Origin of the sequence: Psychromonas arctica DSM 14288, from assembly GCF_000482725.1 — a bacterium.
Taxonomy (GTDB): domain Bacteria; phylum Pseudomonadota; class Gammaproteobacteria; order Enterobacterales; family Psychromonadaceae; genus Psychromonas; species Psychromonas arctica.
On the sequence record NZ_AXWP01000001.1, the window covers coordinates 159,552 to 174,683 of the forward strand.

The following is a 15,132-nucleotide window of genomic DNA, read 5'->3' on the forward strand; positions in this document are numbered from 1 at the left end:
AATGACAAAGACTCTCAGCTAAAAAATAGCGAGGGTAAGATTAAAATGAAAATTATTAATTCCCCTCCTATTTTATCAACAATCTCACTTCAAGCTTTCTGCCACTGGTTTGACTTCTCCTGCATTATTGTCGTTTATTTTTAGCGCCACGTTCTTGGTCGTCATAACCGAAGGCGATAACACAGAAGCGATGGAGGCAAACACAATGATGCTAATACCAATACTCTGTGTAATAACAAGTTGCTCATTTAAAATAAAAAAACCTGCCAGTGCACCTAAAACAGGCTCCCCACTTGTGAGTACACCATAGGTTTTGGTCGGTAAATGCCGTAATGCTTGCATCTCCAAAACTAAAGGGATTAAACTCGATAACAATGCAATGGCAATCAATAATCCCATTATTTCAATGCTCATATCACTTAAAGAAAAGGTATCTATGGCTACCGGTAATAGCGCCATTGACGCGACTATTAACCCTAATGCAGGGGCTTTAACACCATGTTGAAATCCTGCTTTTTTACCCACAATAATATAACTCCCCCAAAAGAAGCCAGCCATTGCCGCGTACACTAACCCCCTACTATCCAAGACGACATTACTTGAAGCATTAGGGATCAGCAGGTAAATACCTATGGCTGCGAGTATCGCCCACACAAAATCACTTTTGTGCTTAGAAAATAAGATTGCAACCAATAACGGGCCAATTAATTCAACGGCCAATGCAACACCAATGGGGATAGTTTTAATGGCCAAATAAAAAAATAAGTTCATACCAGCAATGGTGAGACCATAAACAAACACTGAGCCTATATTTTGACCTGTTATTTTAACCTCCCACACACGACATACAAAGAACAACATAACAGCAGCCATACTCAAGCGCATAAAAGTAACACTTTCAGGCTTGATAAAAGAAAATATAGACTTCGCCAATGACGCCCCCACTGTGATTGATAGCATCGCAACTATTATTGCTACAACAGCGAACAGAGTTTGATTTTGATTGATTAAAGAACGCATAGGCTTCTCACTTTGATTAAAAAATCTACATGATAAAATTTATCAATAGTGAGTGATTAATATTGTTTATTTAGCGAGTAATATGATAAAAATTATCATTATTAACTTAAAAAAGGCCTTGTAATTATGGACAACATAGATCTTAAGATTCTTCACCAACTACAAACCGATGCTAGGGCATCGATTGCGGAGATTGCAGCACAAATCGGTCTATCTGAACCTGCTTGTTATCGTCGAGTAAGAGAGTTACGCAAAAGTGGTGTTATTGAAAAAGAGATGGCCATCATCAAACCTAAAAATATGGGCTGGCCATTAAGTATGATGTTATTGGTTGAGTTGGAACGAGATCATAGCACTATCGTCAATGCATTTTTAAGCAGAATAAATAAACAACCAGAAATTATCGACTCATGGTTTGTAACAGGCGATTATGATTTAGTTTTACAAGTGATCGCAGCAGATATGGAAGCCTTTGATCAATTCACACAACAGGTGCTTCATAAAGATAATAGTGTCAAAAACTTTAAAACCTTAGTCGTGATGCGTCACTCCAAAGCACATGGTCCTATTCCACCAGACAAAAAATAAAGTCAGATTAATCTTCAAGTGCTTGCTCATTAACTTACATCGGTTCATGTCCACAAGGAGTACGGAGCAATATTACTATTATCCATAAAGTGTCATCATTAACCCGATTAAAATTACGGTGATAATCTACCTATATTTACCAAGACTTTTGAGTGTTTCAGGTTTAACTTTATCGAGTTCTTCCGAGCGAATCATTCCCTTGAGACAAAAGAGAATAGCCAAAAAAAACATACCAGAAATGGTAATGAAAGAGTCGATAGTATAGTTGAAAACATAATGCGATTAACAATCTATAATTCCTATAGCGCTGCCGCCTAGTATCAAAGTGCAGGCCATCCTAGCTAATGCAAAATGTTTATTGGTTTTTTTGTGGCCGCACACCACAATTTACTTTACTTATCGACAACGAGGTTACTTAATCATTTATTGATGCATTGCTTTAACTAAAACAACCAGAGCATCTTTTGATAACTTATCAGCCTTGTGAACGGTATCCGTTAGACTCTTCATTAGTCAAAGTTAGTGTGAAATCAATGGCAGGATTAAGTGTCGTTTTTATGTGTATATTTTACGTATATTGACCAATTCAGCGCAGTGTATCGGCCCCTAGCTCGAAAACCAAGACTAAATTGTAACATTCGATAGGACTAGCCATTGTCATCATGTTACGCCTTGTCTTGAAATCCTAGCGAGCGACTGAATAATGCATTTTGATTGCTAAAGGGTGTTTATTGATATAACACGACAAGACTACTTGCTGATCTAGGTAGACAAGTTGTAATAACTTCGGATAATCAATTACTGTTTAATTTGACACTATTTCTGATCACTAACTTATATTGAACGAATTCAATATGGTTTTTTAATAAATCTTTTTCGTCACTCTGTATCAAGCGATATAACAAATTTGCAGCTATTCTTCCGGCTGAATTAGAATCATAAAAAAGAGAGGTTATTTTTGGGTTGTAGTGTTGGGCAAACACTCCACCACCTACCCCACATACGCTAACATCTTCAGGTATAGAAAGGCCTTGATCCAAAATATAGTTTATTGCACCTATTGCCATCTTATCGTTTGCAGCAAATATTGCATCAGGAGCAGAACCAAATTGTTCGAATATACGCTGGCAAGCATCATAGCCACTTATAACAGAAAATGCTCCGATGCTGAGTAGTCGTTCATCTTTCTTTATGCCATGTTTTTCAAGTGCATTCAAATACCCTTGTTTACGCTCAACTCCTACTGAAATATCTTCCTCGCTAACCCCTATATAACCAATATTATGATGTTGGTTGTCGAGTAAATAATTGGTTAACTCTTGAGCAGCTTCTATTTCATTAAACACAACACATGGCGTACCATCTAACGATTTTTGTCCCATAATAACAATAGGAATATGAAGTCGTTTAATACGAGCTTGATGTTCAGGGGTGAGTGTTGTTGCAATTAAAATGATTCCATCAACTTGCTTTTCTTTAAACAAGTCAAGATATTCAAATTCTTTATCTACAGAATGGTTCGTGTTGCCGAGAATAACGCTATAACCTTGCTTTGAAAAATAATCATCAATACCTGCAATATTTTCACCGGATGAAGTTGCATTAATTTTTGGTAAAATAACACCAATTGTAAGACTTTTTTTACTATGAAGTGCCTTAGCAAATGCATTAGGCCGATACCCTGTTTCATCGAGTATGACTTGGATTCGATCACGTACTTCTTTTTTTACATAACCAGAAGAGTTGATCACTCTTGATACGCTGGAAGGTGATGTTTGTGCTAGATTAGCAATATCTTTTAGGTTCAAAATACTTTTCGTCAACCTGTTACCTCATGATAAGTCATATTTATCAAATTTTGTTATTGTACAAGATCCATGGGAGTAAATACTAATATTACGAGCTTCACTTAATGGAAACACTCGACTGGTAAAAACTTCTTCTCCATCATTAACAAAGATTTCGATAGATGACTTATCTAGAAACATATGCAACTTCAAACTTTGCTTTGATAGCAATGTGCAACTGCGTACACCTGATTGATTTGGTGTTGAATTTCGGTCTAAACTTAATTTACTATTGTTAGGGTTGAATGTAAGGTCAATATGGTAATGCTCATAAGCATTAAAATGAACGCCACATTCCCCCTGAATGTCATTTAATTCGATTTCAATTTCACAGCAAGGTGCGTGTATTTGAGTGAATGATTGTGAGTTGCTAACTACAATGTCTTGATAACTCAATTGGTTTTGACGTAATTGTTTTAATTCTTCAACTGGGTACTGATATAAACGACCATTTTTAATTTTAAGCTCACGAACCAGTGTTAGTGCATGTAGCCAGTTATACGCTAATGTGGGTTGCTGATCTTCTTCAGGTATTCCCATCCACGCACTCATTAAGCGCCGTCCCTTTGAGTCAGTAGTAGTTTGCGGAGCATAAAACTCAAAACCGCGATCAAGTTCTATAAATTCATTATGCTTAAACTCATGAGCTTGTACATTATATGAGCCTATAAAATATCCTGATTGATATTTATTGTGGTACTTATCTCCCTCCTTCTCTATCCCTTGAGGTGAGCATATCAAAATGTAGTTATTATCGAGTTCAAAGAAATCTGGGCATTCCCACATATAACCAAAATAACCCAATTCATTAAGCCCACTGCCTGCTAATGGCCCCATTAACTCCCAATCATTTATATTGATAGAACGATATAATAATATCTGCCCTTTTTTATCGATCGTTTGTGCGCCAATGACACAGTACCAAACTCCATTATCATGCCAAATTTTAGGATCACGAAAATGTGCAGTATAACCTGCAGGAGGACTATCGATCACAGGCCCCTTTTTTATAAACTTGTCATTTAAGCTATTCGCTTCTGCAATACACTGAGTTGATAGCCTTGTCCCATCTTTATTTTTTACATTTCCAGTATAAAATAGCATCAACTTTTCATTATTAACAAACGCGCTACCAGAATAACAACCATTTTTATCATAATTCTGATCAGGTGCCATTGCTGTAGGTAACAAACGCCAATTAACTAAATCATCACTAATACAATGTGCCCAAAACTTACTTCCATGTGCGCATTCAAATGGATTCCATTGATAAAATAGATGATATATACCTTTATGCTCTATAAAACCATTAGGGTCGTTGAGTAAACCAACTGCTGGGGTTATATGGTATTTAAGACGAAATGGATCTTCAATATTACAGTGAGCAGCACTCGCAGCGATATCTGCCTCTAATAGCAAATCAACCATACTATTTTACTTCCTTTAGTTGTTCTAATGTTGGGATGGCAGAAATTGCCCCCATTTGAGTACAAGTTAATGCGCCTACTTTGTTTGCAAACGTCACCATTTGACATAACTCAGAATGATCAAAACTCACTTTTTTATGTTTTGCTAGTTGATATAATATTGCGCCAATAAAAGCGTCTCCAGCACCGGTAGAGTCAATAGATTTGATAGAAATACTGGGTACTATTTTTTGTAGGTTATTATAAGAAACCAATGTTCCCTTTTTTCCAAGTGTCACCAGAATAAAAGGACAACCAAGCCCATGTAAATATTCAAGCCCGATAGAGCTATCATTGTTGCCCCCTAAAAGAACTAACTCTTCTTCACTGATTTTTAATAAATGTGTCCACTTTAAACAGGGTAGAACGGCTGCTTTAAATGCATCTTCGTTCAACCAAAGTGCTGAACGGTAATTAGGATCAAATGAAACAAACTCACCTTTTGATGAGCACTCTTCCATAACACTGATATAAGTATATCGTGTAACACTAGGCAAAAGAGCCGTCGCTGAGCCAAAATGATAAATTTCTGACTGATTAGTTTTTATCAATACATCTGTACGAGTAAGCTCTCCATCCGCACCTCGATTAAACACAAAGTCACGTTCTCCGTCATCAGTTAACGAAACAAAGGCTAATGTGGTAGGATGTTCAGCATCAAATGAGAGCCCCTTAGTTCCGACGTTAGCATCAGTTAACACCTGCTTTAGAAAAGTGCCAAAAGGATCATTTCCTACTTTTCCGATGAACTCTGCTTTACCTCCTAACTTACTGACGGTTGCAGCAACATTAGCAGGTGCACCACCGGCTTTTTTGATAAAATGAACACCGTCATGCAACTGCTTATTTGTATCTGTACAAATAAAATCGATCAGCAACTCTCCAATACAAACCACTTTCATGTTTGATCCTTTATAAATATATTAGCTATTTATTGCTTGATAAAAATATCTATGGATAGAAAAATGGCTCACTAAATAGTGAGCCATGCACCCTATCTATTCGTATTTGGTCTTACTAATATTTTAGTGAAAATCATTGCACTTCCCATTCCGATAACAATCATTGCTAAATACATTCCTAGCCCGTGACCTAGATACGCAGGTATTGCTGGTAAAAAAGTAACGCCCATTACAGCTGGAGCAATATGTGTAATTGCAGCAAATGTACCTGCAATTGCGCCACCGATAATACCGGAGATAAATACTTTTGAGTTTGTTAATGTGACACCAAAAAGTAGCGGCTCGGTGATCCCAAAGAAACAAGGTATTATCGAAGAGTATTTAAGTGCTTTTTCTTTTTTATCTTTAATGGTCATAGTGTAAGCGATAGCTGCACCAGCTTGCCCAGCCATCGAAGCAGTAATGAAAGCATTGAGCGGATTAACGCCTTTAATGGAAGAAAGGAAGTCAAGCTCGACAACCATTAATGAATGATGCAAGCCAGTCACTGTCAATACTTGTTGAATACCACCAAAGATAGCGCCGCCTAGGCCAAATGGTAAGTTAATAATCGCATCAGCTGAAATCATTACCCCATGTTCTACAACATTAAATACAGGGCCAATAACTAACAACCCAGCAAATACGGCAATAATAATGGTTAAAAATGGAGTGAATACAAGGGCGACGACAGATGGCATCCAAGATTTAATCCAACGTTCTACATACGACCCGAAAATACCAACGATAAGGGCTGGAATAATTGTCCCTTGAAAACCTTGCACTTTAAATATACCAAATGTGAGTGCTTCAGCATTACCACTCGCCACGTCCCACGCATTTGGCAACATAGGTGCTATCAACATTAAACCAAGCACAATACCAATAACCGGTGTACCACCAAATCGATTAAACGCAGACCATACAACAAGAGCAGGTAGAAATATAAAGACGGTATCAGTGATCATTTGTGACATAACAAGCAAGTCACTCGAGAATGTAATGCCTAATTGCTGAGCAAATCCACGTAAGCCCATAAATAGACCAGTAGCAACTAAAACAGGTATCAATGGTACAAAAACATCTGCTAAAGCACGCAGTGATTTTTGAAAGATATTTAAGTCATCGTAAGCTGCACTTTTTGCATTATCGTCAGTTTCACCGACCATATTTTTTAAAATACTATAAATTTCGTTGACCAACCCTGTACCAATAACAATTTGATGCTGGCCAAATTGAAAAAAGTAACCCGCTACTTTTTCTACTTTCTTGATTGCTTTGGGATCAACCAAGCTGTTGTCATCAACCACAATTCGTAATCTAGTTGAGCAATGCTCCATAGCTCTTATATTTTCTTTGCCGCCCAATGATTTTAGCAACGATCCTGCGATGTCATTATTCATTTGTAACCTCACGTAAACAAAAATGTGAAAACCTTTTCACACAACGTGGTAAGCTTTTCATATTTGTATTTTAAGATCAATAACGGGCTAACTTCATTTTAAATAATATGAACTTCATCACCTTTATCATGCTTAAAATTTTCACTTACTGTCACTGAATATTAAGGAGTACTATTAATAAAAATTCGATCTTGAGGGGGGCATTACATATAAGAGAGGCGGAACCGAAAGTAGAAAAATTTAATCAAAAATGACGTTATGCTAGTTAAAAAAATATTATTTTTCAGTAAATATTAGGTTACCTCCTTCAAATTAACGAATTAACAAGTTGTTTAATAGCATGTTATAAGTTGCCATAATTAATTTACACCGTACAATACTGAAAACCGGGGCCTTTGATAAATATCAGATGCCCCGGTTTTTTTTGCCCATTTTTTAGTGTTTCGATTTTTAGCCGATCAAGACATAGGCATTATTATTAAAGGCTGATCTTAAAAGGAATAACCATGCGTATTGAACAAGATTTAAAGTTAGGCTTTAAAGATGTACTTTTTCGTCCTAAACGATCCACGCTTAAAAGCCGCTCACAAGTAGAGCTGACTCGCTCTTATACTTTTAAACATAGTAGACGTGAATGGTCAGGCGTACCTATTATTGCCGCTAATATGGACTCAGTTGTAACCTTTGAGATGGCTGAAACGCTAGCTTCCCATAATGTAATGACCGCTATTCACAAACATTATAGTGTTGAAGAATGGGCTACTTTTATTAATAAAACCGATACTAATGTATTAAATAATGTGATGGTGTCTTCAGGGACTTCTGAGGCGGACTTTCAAAAAACTAAACAGATTATGGCATTAACAGATGACCTCATTTTTATCTGTGTTGATATTGCAAATGGCTATTCTGAACACCTCGTTGACTACGTTGAGCGTGTTAGAGCAGAGTTCCCTGACAAAGTCATCAGTGCAGGTAACGTTGTTACCGGAGACATGGTTGAAGAACTTATTTTAGCAGGTGCTGATATTGTAAAAGTCGGTATTGGGCCTGGCTCAGTATGCACCACACGCGTAAAAACAGGCGTTGGGTATCCTCAACTATCTGCCATTATTGAGTGTGCAGATTCTGCTCATGGTTTAGGCGGTATGATCATTGGTGATGGCGGCTGTAGTTGCCCCGGTGATGTATCAAAAGCGTTTGGTGGTGGTGCTGATTTTGTAATGTTAGGTGGAATGCTCGCAGGCCATCAAGAAAGCGGCGGTGAAATAATTGAACAGGATGGTAAGCAGTTCATGAAGTTTTATGGCATGTCTTCACAAAGCGCAATGAAAAAACATTCTGGTGGTGTCGCTAAATACCGTGCAGCTGAAGGAAAAACAGTAATGCTTCCGTATAAAGGCAGCGTCAACGCAACCATTGAAGATATCATGGGTGGCGTTCGTTCCACCTGTACTTATGTAGGCGCCGCTAAGCTCAAAGAACTGACTAAACGTACGACGTTTATTCGCGTGCAAGAGCAAGAAAATAACGTTTACGGTAAAGAATAACGTTATATTTGAGCCTAGTCGTTATGGGTTATGGTGATCAAAGAAGGGTATTCATAGTGATCCCCTTCTTCACCCAAAAAGTAATAAATATGGCTAAAGCGCTTAAAAAACAGCAAATATACAATTATGGATATTTAAAAACATACCCGCCTATGGCAACGTTTGATAGCAACTTTTTATGGCAGTCCTTGATGGTAGCGCTTGATCGTAATATTTGATCGCACATTAGATGGGTCAGCACACTGGGCGATGCAGGCATTTGCATAAACCAGAAAAATAAAAGCAAAACATACTTTAACAACCCGAAATAATAGCTGAATTTAAAGCGCATTTTAAATACAACAATCTATTTCTCAAACTTCAGTGAGAATAACAATATGATGGAATCGGAAAAATTTACCATCCGTGTTAACTTTAATCGAAAACAGAGCAACATAGCGCAGGACGAAGACACTCATGGTTATCATTGGGGGAGAATATTAGGGGTTTTGTTGCTTGTCGTCATTGCTATTTTGTCATTCATTTTTGCTAGTGGATATTATTCCGAGCAAAATAACCTTAATGATAAAAACCCGACAATGCCTGTGGCAAGTAACTCAGAGTTAACATCGACAAACAACATCACTCATAGCGCTGTAGAAAAAGATGAAACTTCCAATCCTTCCTTTACAATATCCGATAAAGCTAAAATCGAAAAAGTTGAAATTACAGCACAAGTAGCTAAACCAATAAACGGCGAAACTGCAGTATCTACCGATAACAGTAATCAAGATAAAGGTAAAAGTTTAACCCAAGCTGAGCCAATATCAGTCCCCTCGACTATACCGAGCATAGAAAATACAGCCAATACGGCTATATTCTCTCAATCTGATGTTGAAATACTGTCGAATAATGTCACGCGTTTTGTTATTGCTTCATCAGTTATTGAAAATGAGCCCATTGGTAAAATCAACAATATTATTTTCAAAAATAATATTGCAACCGTTTATGCATTTTCAGAAGTTAAAAACTTAAAAGATAGCACACTCTATTATATCTGGAGTGTTGATGGTCAACAGATTGCCAAAGTTAAATTAAATATCAACGGTAATCGTTGGAGAAGCCACTCAAGCAAATTTATTCAGCCAACAATGCACGGTCAATGGAAAGTAGAACTACAAAATGGAAAGGATGAAATACTCGCCATCAATAGGTTTACTTACTAGACTTACTTAGCAGATTCACATGCTTTATTTTTACAAGAGACAACATTTTATGAAACCAAGCTTTTACTTTATGACCATAATGAGCATCATCTCTATCATGGGTTGTGCTGAAGCAGAGCAATCTTTAACGGTAACAGCAAGTGCCTATACCTCAACTATGGGTGAAACTGATTCAACACCAAACTTAGCGGCATGGGGTGATACCTTGAAACCAGGAATGAAATCAATCGCAGTATCAAGAGACTTAATAAAATTGGGGTTAACTCACCAACAAGAAGTAAGAATCGAAGGATTTGATGGAAAATACACAGTACTAGATAAAATGAATAAACGTTGGACCAATAAAATTGATATCTACATGGGAGAGAATGTCGAAAAAGCAAACCAATGGGGAAAGCAGGAAGTGGTTATATATTGGATTAATAAAGATTAGTATTTAAACTATTCAGCGATAAGATAGCTTGTTTCGGAATACTTAATAAAGGAATTGATGTCCACAACTAGGACAATGAAGGTTCAAAGTATGCCTTAATCGCATTAGTCTCTTTCACTCCGACCGTTGTACGACCTATGCAGCTATTGATAATAATTAGTTGGAATTCTTAGTTTCCATATATGGACATCCCGTACTTTCGTACTATGTTCAACAGGACGTCAGGTATAGCTCAAATCAGCACATGGATGTGCTGTTTTGAGTAGTGCGTTAAAAAGACGTTGAATAATACAAGATCAAAAAGATGGCTTGGGTATCTTTTTCTTTGGTTACTTTATTTTGGGCAAGTAAAAGAAAGTAACACGCCGTTAGGACGAAATACAAAGCTGGAAATATCTATTCTAAATGATGAGCGTAGCCGACCCACACTTATCAAAAACTAAGTTTAGAGATTTAACTATCTAATTTTAATCTGATCCCAGTTATTTATTCCTTTGAACTACAGAACAACTTTAACTGCATACGCTTCACTTTATTAATCACATGGGGTTGAAATTTATGACTGATATAAATCCCAGTTACAGATAAAATTAATGCTGGTAGTTGGCTATAAATAAACATATAGCTACTTTGTAGAGGGTGTAAAACCCAATCTAATATAAAAAATACCAATATATTACCAATGACATAAAGGCTTAATACATACTTCAATTTAAAGAACAGCGCGACGATCGTAAAAAACAAAGTAATCATTGAAGCCATTATGATTAAAGATACCACGTCAGCCCAACCTCCTTGAGAAAACAGCACATAACGCAACATGCACACAAATATTAATACTAAAAATCAACTTGAGTTGATTAATGTTCCACCATCCATTGACGGCGATGTTCACATAATTGGCCTGAATATTAGTCAAAGTTTGTGGGTGTCCACAACTACTTGCACAACTACTTTGTATTAACAACAGAGAAAGAAAACTTAAAAGCCTCTAATCAGATCATCAGTTTAACTGATAAAGAAATAACGATGAGTGGATTAGAGATATCTCTTCAGAGCTACCTCTAATCTAGATTTATAATTTTAGATGTTATCAAATTATCTCGCAATAAAAAATTTCTTGTAGTCTGAAATGACTTTGGTGGTCTACCATACCAGTTTGAGGCTAAAAATTTTATTCTATTGATATCGCTCTTTCCCCTAGCAATCTTAATTTGTCTTTCGAAATCATAAAAAATAACAAGACGTGCTTTATTCAACCTATCACAGTTCAAATTAAAAATTCGTATCGTTTCTTCAACCAATTGGAAGGTACTTTCAAATTTATTATGGGGAATTTCATTATTGGCGCAATATTCTGTATTAGGAATCAACATACCAGTGGACTTATCAAAATTAAATAGTTTATTATTTTCTTGTAAATCCAATGGAAATAATACTTTTCCAAGCCAGTTTTTATCTGCAATTTTTTCTACTTCTTCGATACGAGCTTTATGAGAGTCGCAACTCAAGTTTTTGGGAAGATCATAAGTTTCCTTGTTTTTGAAATCACTACCACCAATACACACACCTAAAAGATTAAACCAATCTAAATGCAAATTTTCACCTAGGTTAGAGTTTCCAGATTTAGATTTAAAGTGTTCAATCCTTTTAGTGTTCTCACTGCAATCTTGTAAACTAACTTCACAATACGCACAGAGTTCAGATTGCTCCTTAAATAACAACTTCTTAGTTGAATTGTAAGGATTACCTTGATCAATTCCTCGAAAATCATCCCATGTTGCATTAGGGTCACTTAATGCAAACCTAATTAAAGCATTTTCTTCAGTAGATTTATTAATTCTGATCAAAGGTTTTTTCCCACTCTCGGTTTTCAATATACATATCTAATTCAACCAAGTAATCATAGTCATGACCAAAGTGTTCTTTTAATCTTTGACGAATACTGACAGCTCTTTCTGAAGAATACTCATTCTCATATACTAGTTTTTTATACTCTGACAGCAATTGAGTAAATTTATCTTCAGGAGGTCTTTCTTCTACTTCAAAAAGGTTTTTTAATACCCAAGATGACACCCCTCCTCGTACTCCCTTAGGTGCTCGATATTTTCTACCTTCTTTTAATAACCAAATATATTCGCTATCAATGGTATGACATACTTGAGGACTATGCGTCGTAACTATAAATTGTAAATTTTCAAACGTAGACTCTAATCTTGAAATTATTTTTTGTTGCCATGAAGGATGTAAATGTAAATCTATCTCGTCTATCGCGACTATCCCTGTTCCACTTAATGGATTATCACTAGCAGGATTCAATAGTGTAAGTCTTCTCGCAATATCTGCGACCAACGCTAATATACTTTTTTCCCCTTGAGATAACTGGAGAACACTTAATTCTTTATTATTTTTTCTAATAGTTAAATCAAGAGGCTTTCTTTGCACTTTTAGATTTGAAAATCCGGGCAGAAATATATAAATAGCCTTAGATACAAATTCCAGAGTATGTGTAGTTAAATTTGAAAAATTATTCAATTCAAACGTTAGTTTTTTTATGTCTTCATGATGCCGAGCGACCAGAGCCCGGCTAGTATCAGAGTCTTTAGAATTAGCAATTAGCTCTTTCAGCAAAGGACTATTAAACTCTTCTTCTTTTGATTTTATTTTAGCCTTCAATACCTTGATTTCAGAGTTATCTTCATTGTCAGCTTCGACAAGTTCTTTATACCATCTAAAAAACAACTTAAAATCAGCCTTTCCACTTAAACTCTTGCTATATCCTTTAGATTTATCCCATATATGACTATCCAATATCTCATCTGAATTTTCTATGTCTTTAGTCGTCACATCATTTGCCCTTTCCACCGTGTAGCACGCCAGCAAGGGATAAGGGAATTTTTTATCTATGGAATTTGCTTCTCCTAAAAATTTCCCTAAGTCATTAATTTCAGTATATTTACTTTTTACTTTAGGAGTTGATAGTGCCCTGCTTTGTGACAACTCCATCTTAAATAAGCGGTCATCAATAGAAAATACTGGAGTCACCGTTGTAAAATTAGCATTATTGTTGATCTCTATTTCATCAATCTGTTCACCATTATACGAGCGAGTTGTTAACCTTGAAGAAATATGGGTTAAAACTTTTTGTATTGCATCGAGAATAGTAGACTTACCACTCCCATTATTTCCGACCAACACTGTTGTGTTATTATTAACAGAAAAATCAAGCTCTAAATCATTAAACCCTTTAAAATTGACTAACTTAATTGAGGCAAGTCTAAATTGGTAATGAGTAAATTGCTGAATAAAGAGTTCCTTATAATACTGAGCTTTATCCAAGTCCTTCTTAATACCCGCAATACCTTCATAGTAGATCTCAATAAGCTGATAAGAGGATGTATAATGACCTGCTTTAGACTTTCTTATTAACTCTCTAATACCTCTAGGCTCGTAATCATTCATTGCACTCTCCTAATGAAAACTTCTTGATCGCTTCCAAAGTTTCATAACCATATTTTTTACCCATTCTATGAACAAAAATATCCTCTATATGGACAGCATAAGACAACAAGCCTTTCAAATGCATTATGTCTTGCTCATCAAGCTTTTTATTTTTAAATTTGTGTATTAATGCAGATATATATCTTTTCTTTTCTCGTCCGATTGAAAGCCGATTACTATTAGTAAGAGTAATCCCAGTTACATGCCTATTGTGTTTTTTTGATGAAAAAACAGTTTTAGAATCATTAACTACAAGACGATTCCCAAATGTTCTATACAGCAGCTTTCTAATCTCGGGTAGTAAAGAAAACAATTCCCCTTTGTCACAAGTAGAAAAAGTAAGGTCATCCGCGTACCTTGTACAAATTACTTTTCTTTTTGTGCACATAGATTCTAGTTTACTATCAAACTCATACATTATTAAATTCGATATAAATGGCGAACTCGGCGCACCTACACTTAATACAACTTTACCGTTTATCCTTTTACTCCGATTCCAAAATAACAACTCTCTAAGTATTTTCTCATCTTCTGAAGATATTTCTACCTTTTGTTTGGATAGAGCTTTCATCAACATTTCAGGATTAATACTATTAAAGAAATTTTCAAGATCTATTTTCATTAAAAATTCAGAATTAACGTGTTTTAATGCATTAGACTTAATACTCTGACCTTTAATGTAGGCAGTTGCAATTGGATGAAGCTGTACTTTGGGAGAAAGTATTTCGATGATCTTACGCTGAATATCTTTAATCTCAGAAGTTGGCTGTGCAATTGTTCTAAAACCAATTGTTCGTTTAGGTATCTTATAAACTTTATAATGTGTTGAAGGTAAAGAGCTTAATAATTTATTAAGATTACAATTATCTGTCTCAAGCCTTTGATATAAATTTAAATCCATATAGAGGTCTTGTATTACCTTGCAATTAGGGGTGAAAATCACGATGCGCATTCACAACATCGTGATTAAGACTCTTTACCTAGAAGCTAGCGGAACAACATTTCTGATCCGTAAGCGGATGTGAAGTATGAGCAACGTATTGCGGTTCAGAAATTTTGTTCCGCAACTATAAATATGCTCAATAAGTTAGAGTTTGGCGCAACGCCAAACTAGATTAAAGCATTTGAATTTAATCCAAAAAACGCTAAAGAGTTGCACTAATTTAGCAAACATTATA

12 protein-coding genes are annotated in these 15,132 nt (G+C 35.9%); 4 read left to right on the forward strand and 8 right to left on the reverse strand.

Translation table 11 applies throughout. The annotated features are described in order from the left end of the window. Positions 1 to 84 precede the first annotated feature (84 nt). Entirely contained in the window at positions 85 to 1,020 is a 936-nt protein-coding gene (locus H592_RS0100675) for an EamA family transporter (RefSeq protein ID WP_028867035.1), read from the reverse strand. A 126-nt stretch (positions 1,021 to 1,146) separates the two neighbouring features. On the opposite strand from H592_RS0100675, the gene H592_RS0100680 reads away from it, so the two are divergent. After that, on the forward strand, positions 1,147 to 1,608 hold the full coding sequence (locus H592_RS0100680; RefSeq protein WP_211235597.1) for an Lrp/AsnC family transcriptional regulator: 462 nt from the start codon (positions 1,147 to 1,149) through the stop codon (positions 1,606 to 1,608). A gap of 794 nt (positions 1,609 to 2,402) precedes the next feature. Here H592_RS0100680 and H592_RS0100685 read toward each other — a convergent pair. The 4 genes from H592_RS0100685 to H592_RS0100700 all read right to left on the reverse strand — a co-directional run bounded on the left by H592_RS0100685 (position 2,403) and on the right by H592_RS0100700 (position 7,265). Further along, positions 2,403 to 3,416 (reverse strand): LacI family DNA-binding transcriptional regulator, encoded by a 1,014-nt coding sequence (locus H592_RS0100685; protein WP_169727630.1) that lies wholly within the window; start codon positions 3,414 to 3,416, stop codon positions 2,403 to 2,405. Between the two features lie 24 nt (positions 3,417 to 3,440). Continuing rightward, positions 3,441 to 4,883 carry a glycoside hydrolase family 32 protein gene (locus H592_RS21225; protein ID WP_051368839.1) on the reverse strand — a complete coding sequence of 481 codons (1,443 nt, stop codon included), beginning with the start codon at positions 4,881 to 4,883 and terminating at the stop codon, positions 3,441 to 3,443. A 1-nt stretch (position 4,884) separates the two neighbouring features. Continuing rightward, a complete protein-coding gene (locus tag H592_RS0100695; RefSeq protein WP_028867038.1) occupies positions 4,885 to 5,823 on the reverse strand; it encodes a carbohydrate kinase family protein in 939 nt (312 codons plus the stop codon). Positions 5,824 to 5,915: 92 nt separating this feature from the next. Then, on the reverse strand, positions 5,916 to 7,265 hold the full coding sequence (locus tag H592_RS0100700; protein ID WP_028867039.1) for a PTS transporter subunit EIIC: 1,350 nt from the start codon (positions 7,263 to 7,265) through the stop codon (positions 5,916 to 5,918). A 506-nt stretch (positions 7,266 to 7,771) separates the two neighbouring features. On the opposite strand from H592_RS0100700, the gene H592_RS0100705 reads away from it, so the two are divergent. From H592_RS0100705 to H592_RS0100720, 3 genes are all read left to right on the forward strand, one after another. Then, on the forward strand, positions 7,772 to 8,815 hold the full coding sequence (locus H592_RS0100705) for a GMP reductase (protein ID WP_028867040.1): 1,044 nt from the start codon (positions 7,772 to 7,774) through the stop codon (positions 8,813 to 8,815). A 377-nt stretch (positions 8,816 to 9,192) separates the two neighbouring features. Beyond that, on the forward strand, positions 9,193 to 10,020 hold the full coding sequence (locus H592_RS0100715) for a DUF2914 domain-containing protein (RefSeq protein WP_084296164.1): 828 nt from the start codon (positions 9,193 to 9,195) through the stop codon (positions 10,018 to 10,020). 49 nt (positions 10,021 to 10,069) lie between these two features. Next, positions 10,070 to 10,453 (forward strand): 3D domain-containing protein, encoded by a 384-nt coding sequence (locus H592_RS0100720; RefSeq protein ID WP_028867042.1) that lies wholly within the window; start codon positions 10,070 to 10,072, stop codon positions 10,451 to 10,453. 1,064 nt (positions 10,454 to 11,517) lie between these two features. On the opposite strand, the gene ptuB is transcribed toward H592_RS0100720, so the two are convergent. Genes ptuB through H592_RS0100740 form a run of 3 tightly spaced genes read right to left on the reverse strand, consistent with a single transcriptional unit; the run spans position 11,518 to position 14,855 of the window. Further along, on the reverse strand, positions 11,518 to 12,303 hold the full coding sequence (gene ptuB / locus H592_RS0100730) for a retron Ec78 anti-phage system effector HNH endonuclease PtuB (protein WP_028867044.1): 786 nt from the start codon (positions 12,301 to 12,303) through the stop codon (positions 11,518 to 11,520). Then, positions 12,290 to 13,915, reverse strand: a complete 1,626-nt coding sequence (gene ptuA / locus H592_RS0100735) for a retron Ec78 anti-phage system effector ATPase PtuA (protein ID WP_028867045.1) — start codon at positions 13,913 to 13,915, stop codon at positions 12,290 to 12,292. The genes ptuB and ptuA overlap by 14 nt, the downstream gene beginning before the upstream one ends. Beyond that, positions 13,908 to 14,855 (reverse strand): retron St85 family RNA-directed DNA polymerase, encoded by a 948-nt coding sequence (locus H592_RS0100740; protein ID WP_028867046.1) that lies wholly within the window; start codon positions 14,853 to 14,855, stop codon positions 13,908 to 13,910. Before H592_RS0100740 ends, ptuA begins: the two co-directional genes overlap by 8 nt. Between the last annotated feature and the right edge of the window lie 277 nt (positions 14,856 to 15,132).

Excerpts from the sequence above, each read along its gene's own strand:
- H592_RS0100675 (WP_028867035.1), bottom strand. The coding sequence starts at position 1,020 with ATGCGTTCTTTAATCAATCAAAATCAAACTCTGTTCGCTGTTGTAGCA.
- H592_RS0100680 (WP_211235597.1), top strand. The coding sequence starts at position 1,147 with ATGGACAACATAGATCTTAAGATTCTTCACCAACTACAAACCGATGCT.
- H592_RS21225 (WP_051368839.1), bottom strand. The coding sequence starts at position 4,883 with ATGGTTGATTTGCTATTAGAGGCAGATATCGCTGCGAGTGCTGCTCAC.
- H592_RS0100695 (WP_028867038.1), bottom strand. The coding sequence starts at position 5,823 with ATGAAAGTGGTTTGTATTGGAGAGTTGCTGATCGATTTTATTTGTACA.
- H592_RS0100700 (WP_028867039.1), bottom strand. The coding sequence starts at position 7,265 with ATGAATAATGACATCGCAGGATCGTTGCTAAAATCATTGGGCGGCAAA.
- H592_RS0100705 (WP_028867040.1), top strand. The coding sequence starts at position 7,772 with ATGCGTATTGAACAAGATTTAAAGTTAGGCTTTAAAGATGTACTTTTT.
- H592_RS0100715 (WP_084296164.1), top strand. The coding sequence starts at position 9,193 with ATGATGGAATCGGAAAAATTTACCATCCGTGTTAACTTTAATCGAAAA.
- H592_RS0100720 (WP_028867042.1), top strand. The coding sequence starts at position 10,070 with ATGAAACCAAGCTTTTACTTTATGACCATAATGAGCATCATCTCTATC.
- ptuA (WP_028867045.1), bottom strand. The coding sequence starts at position 13,915 with ATGAATGATTACGAGCCTAGAGGTATTAGAGAGTTAATAAGAAAGTCT.
- H592_RS0100740 (WP_028867046.1), bottom strand. The coding sequence starts at position 14,855 with ATGGATTTAAATTTATATCAAAGGCTTGAGACAGATAATTGTAATCTT.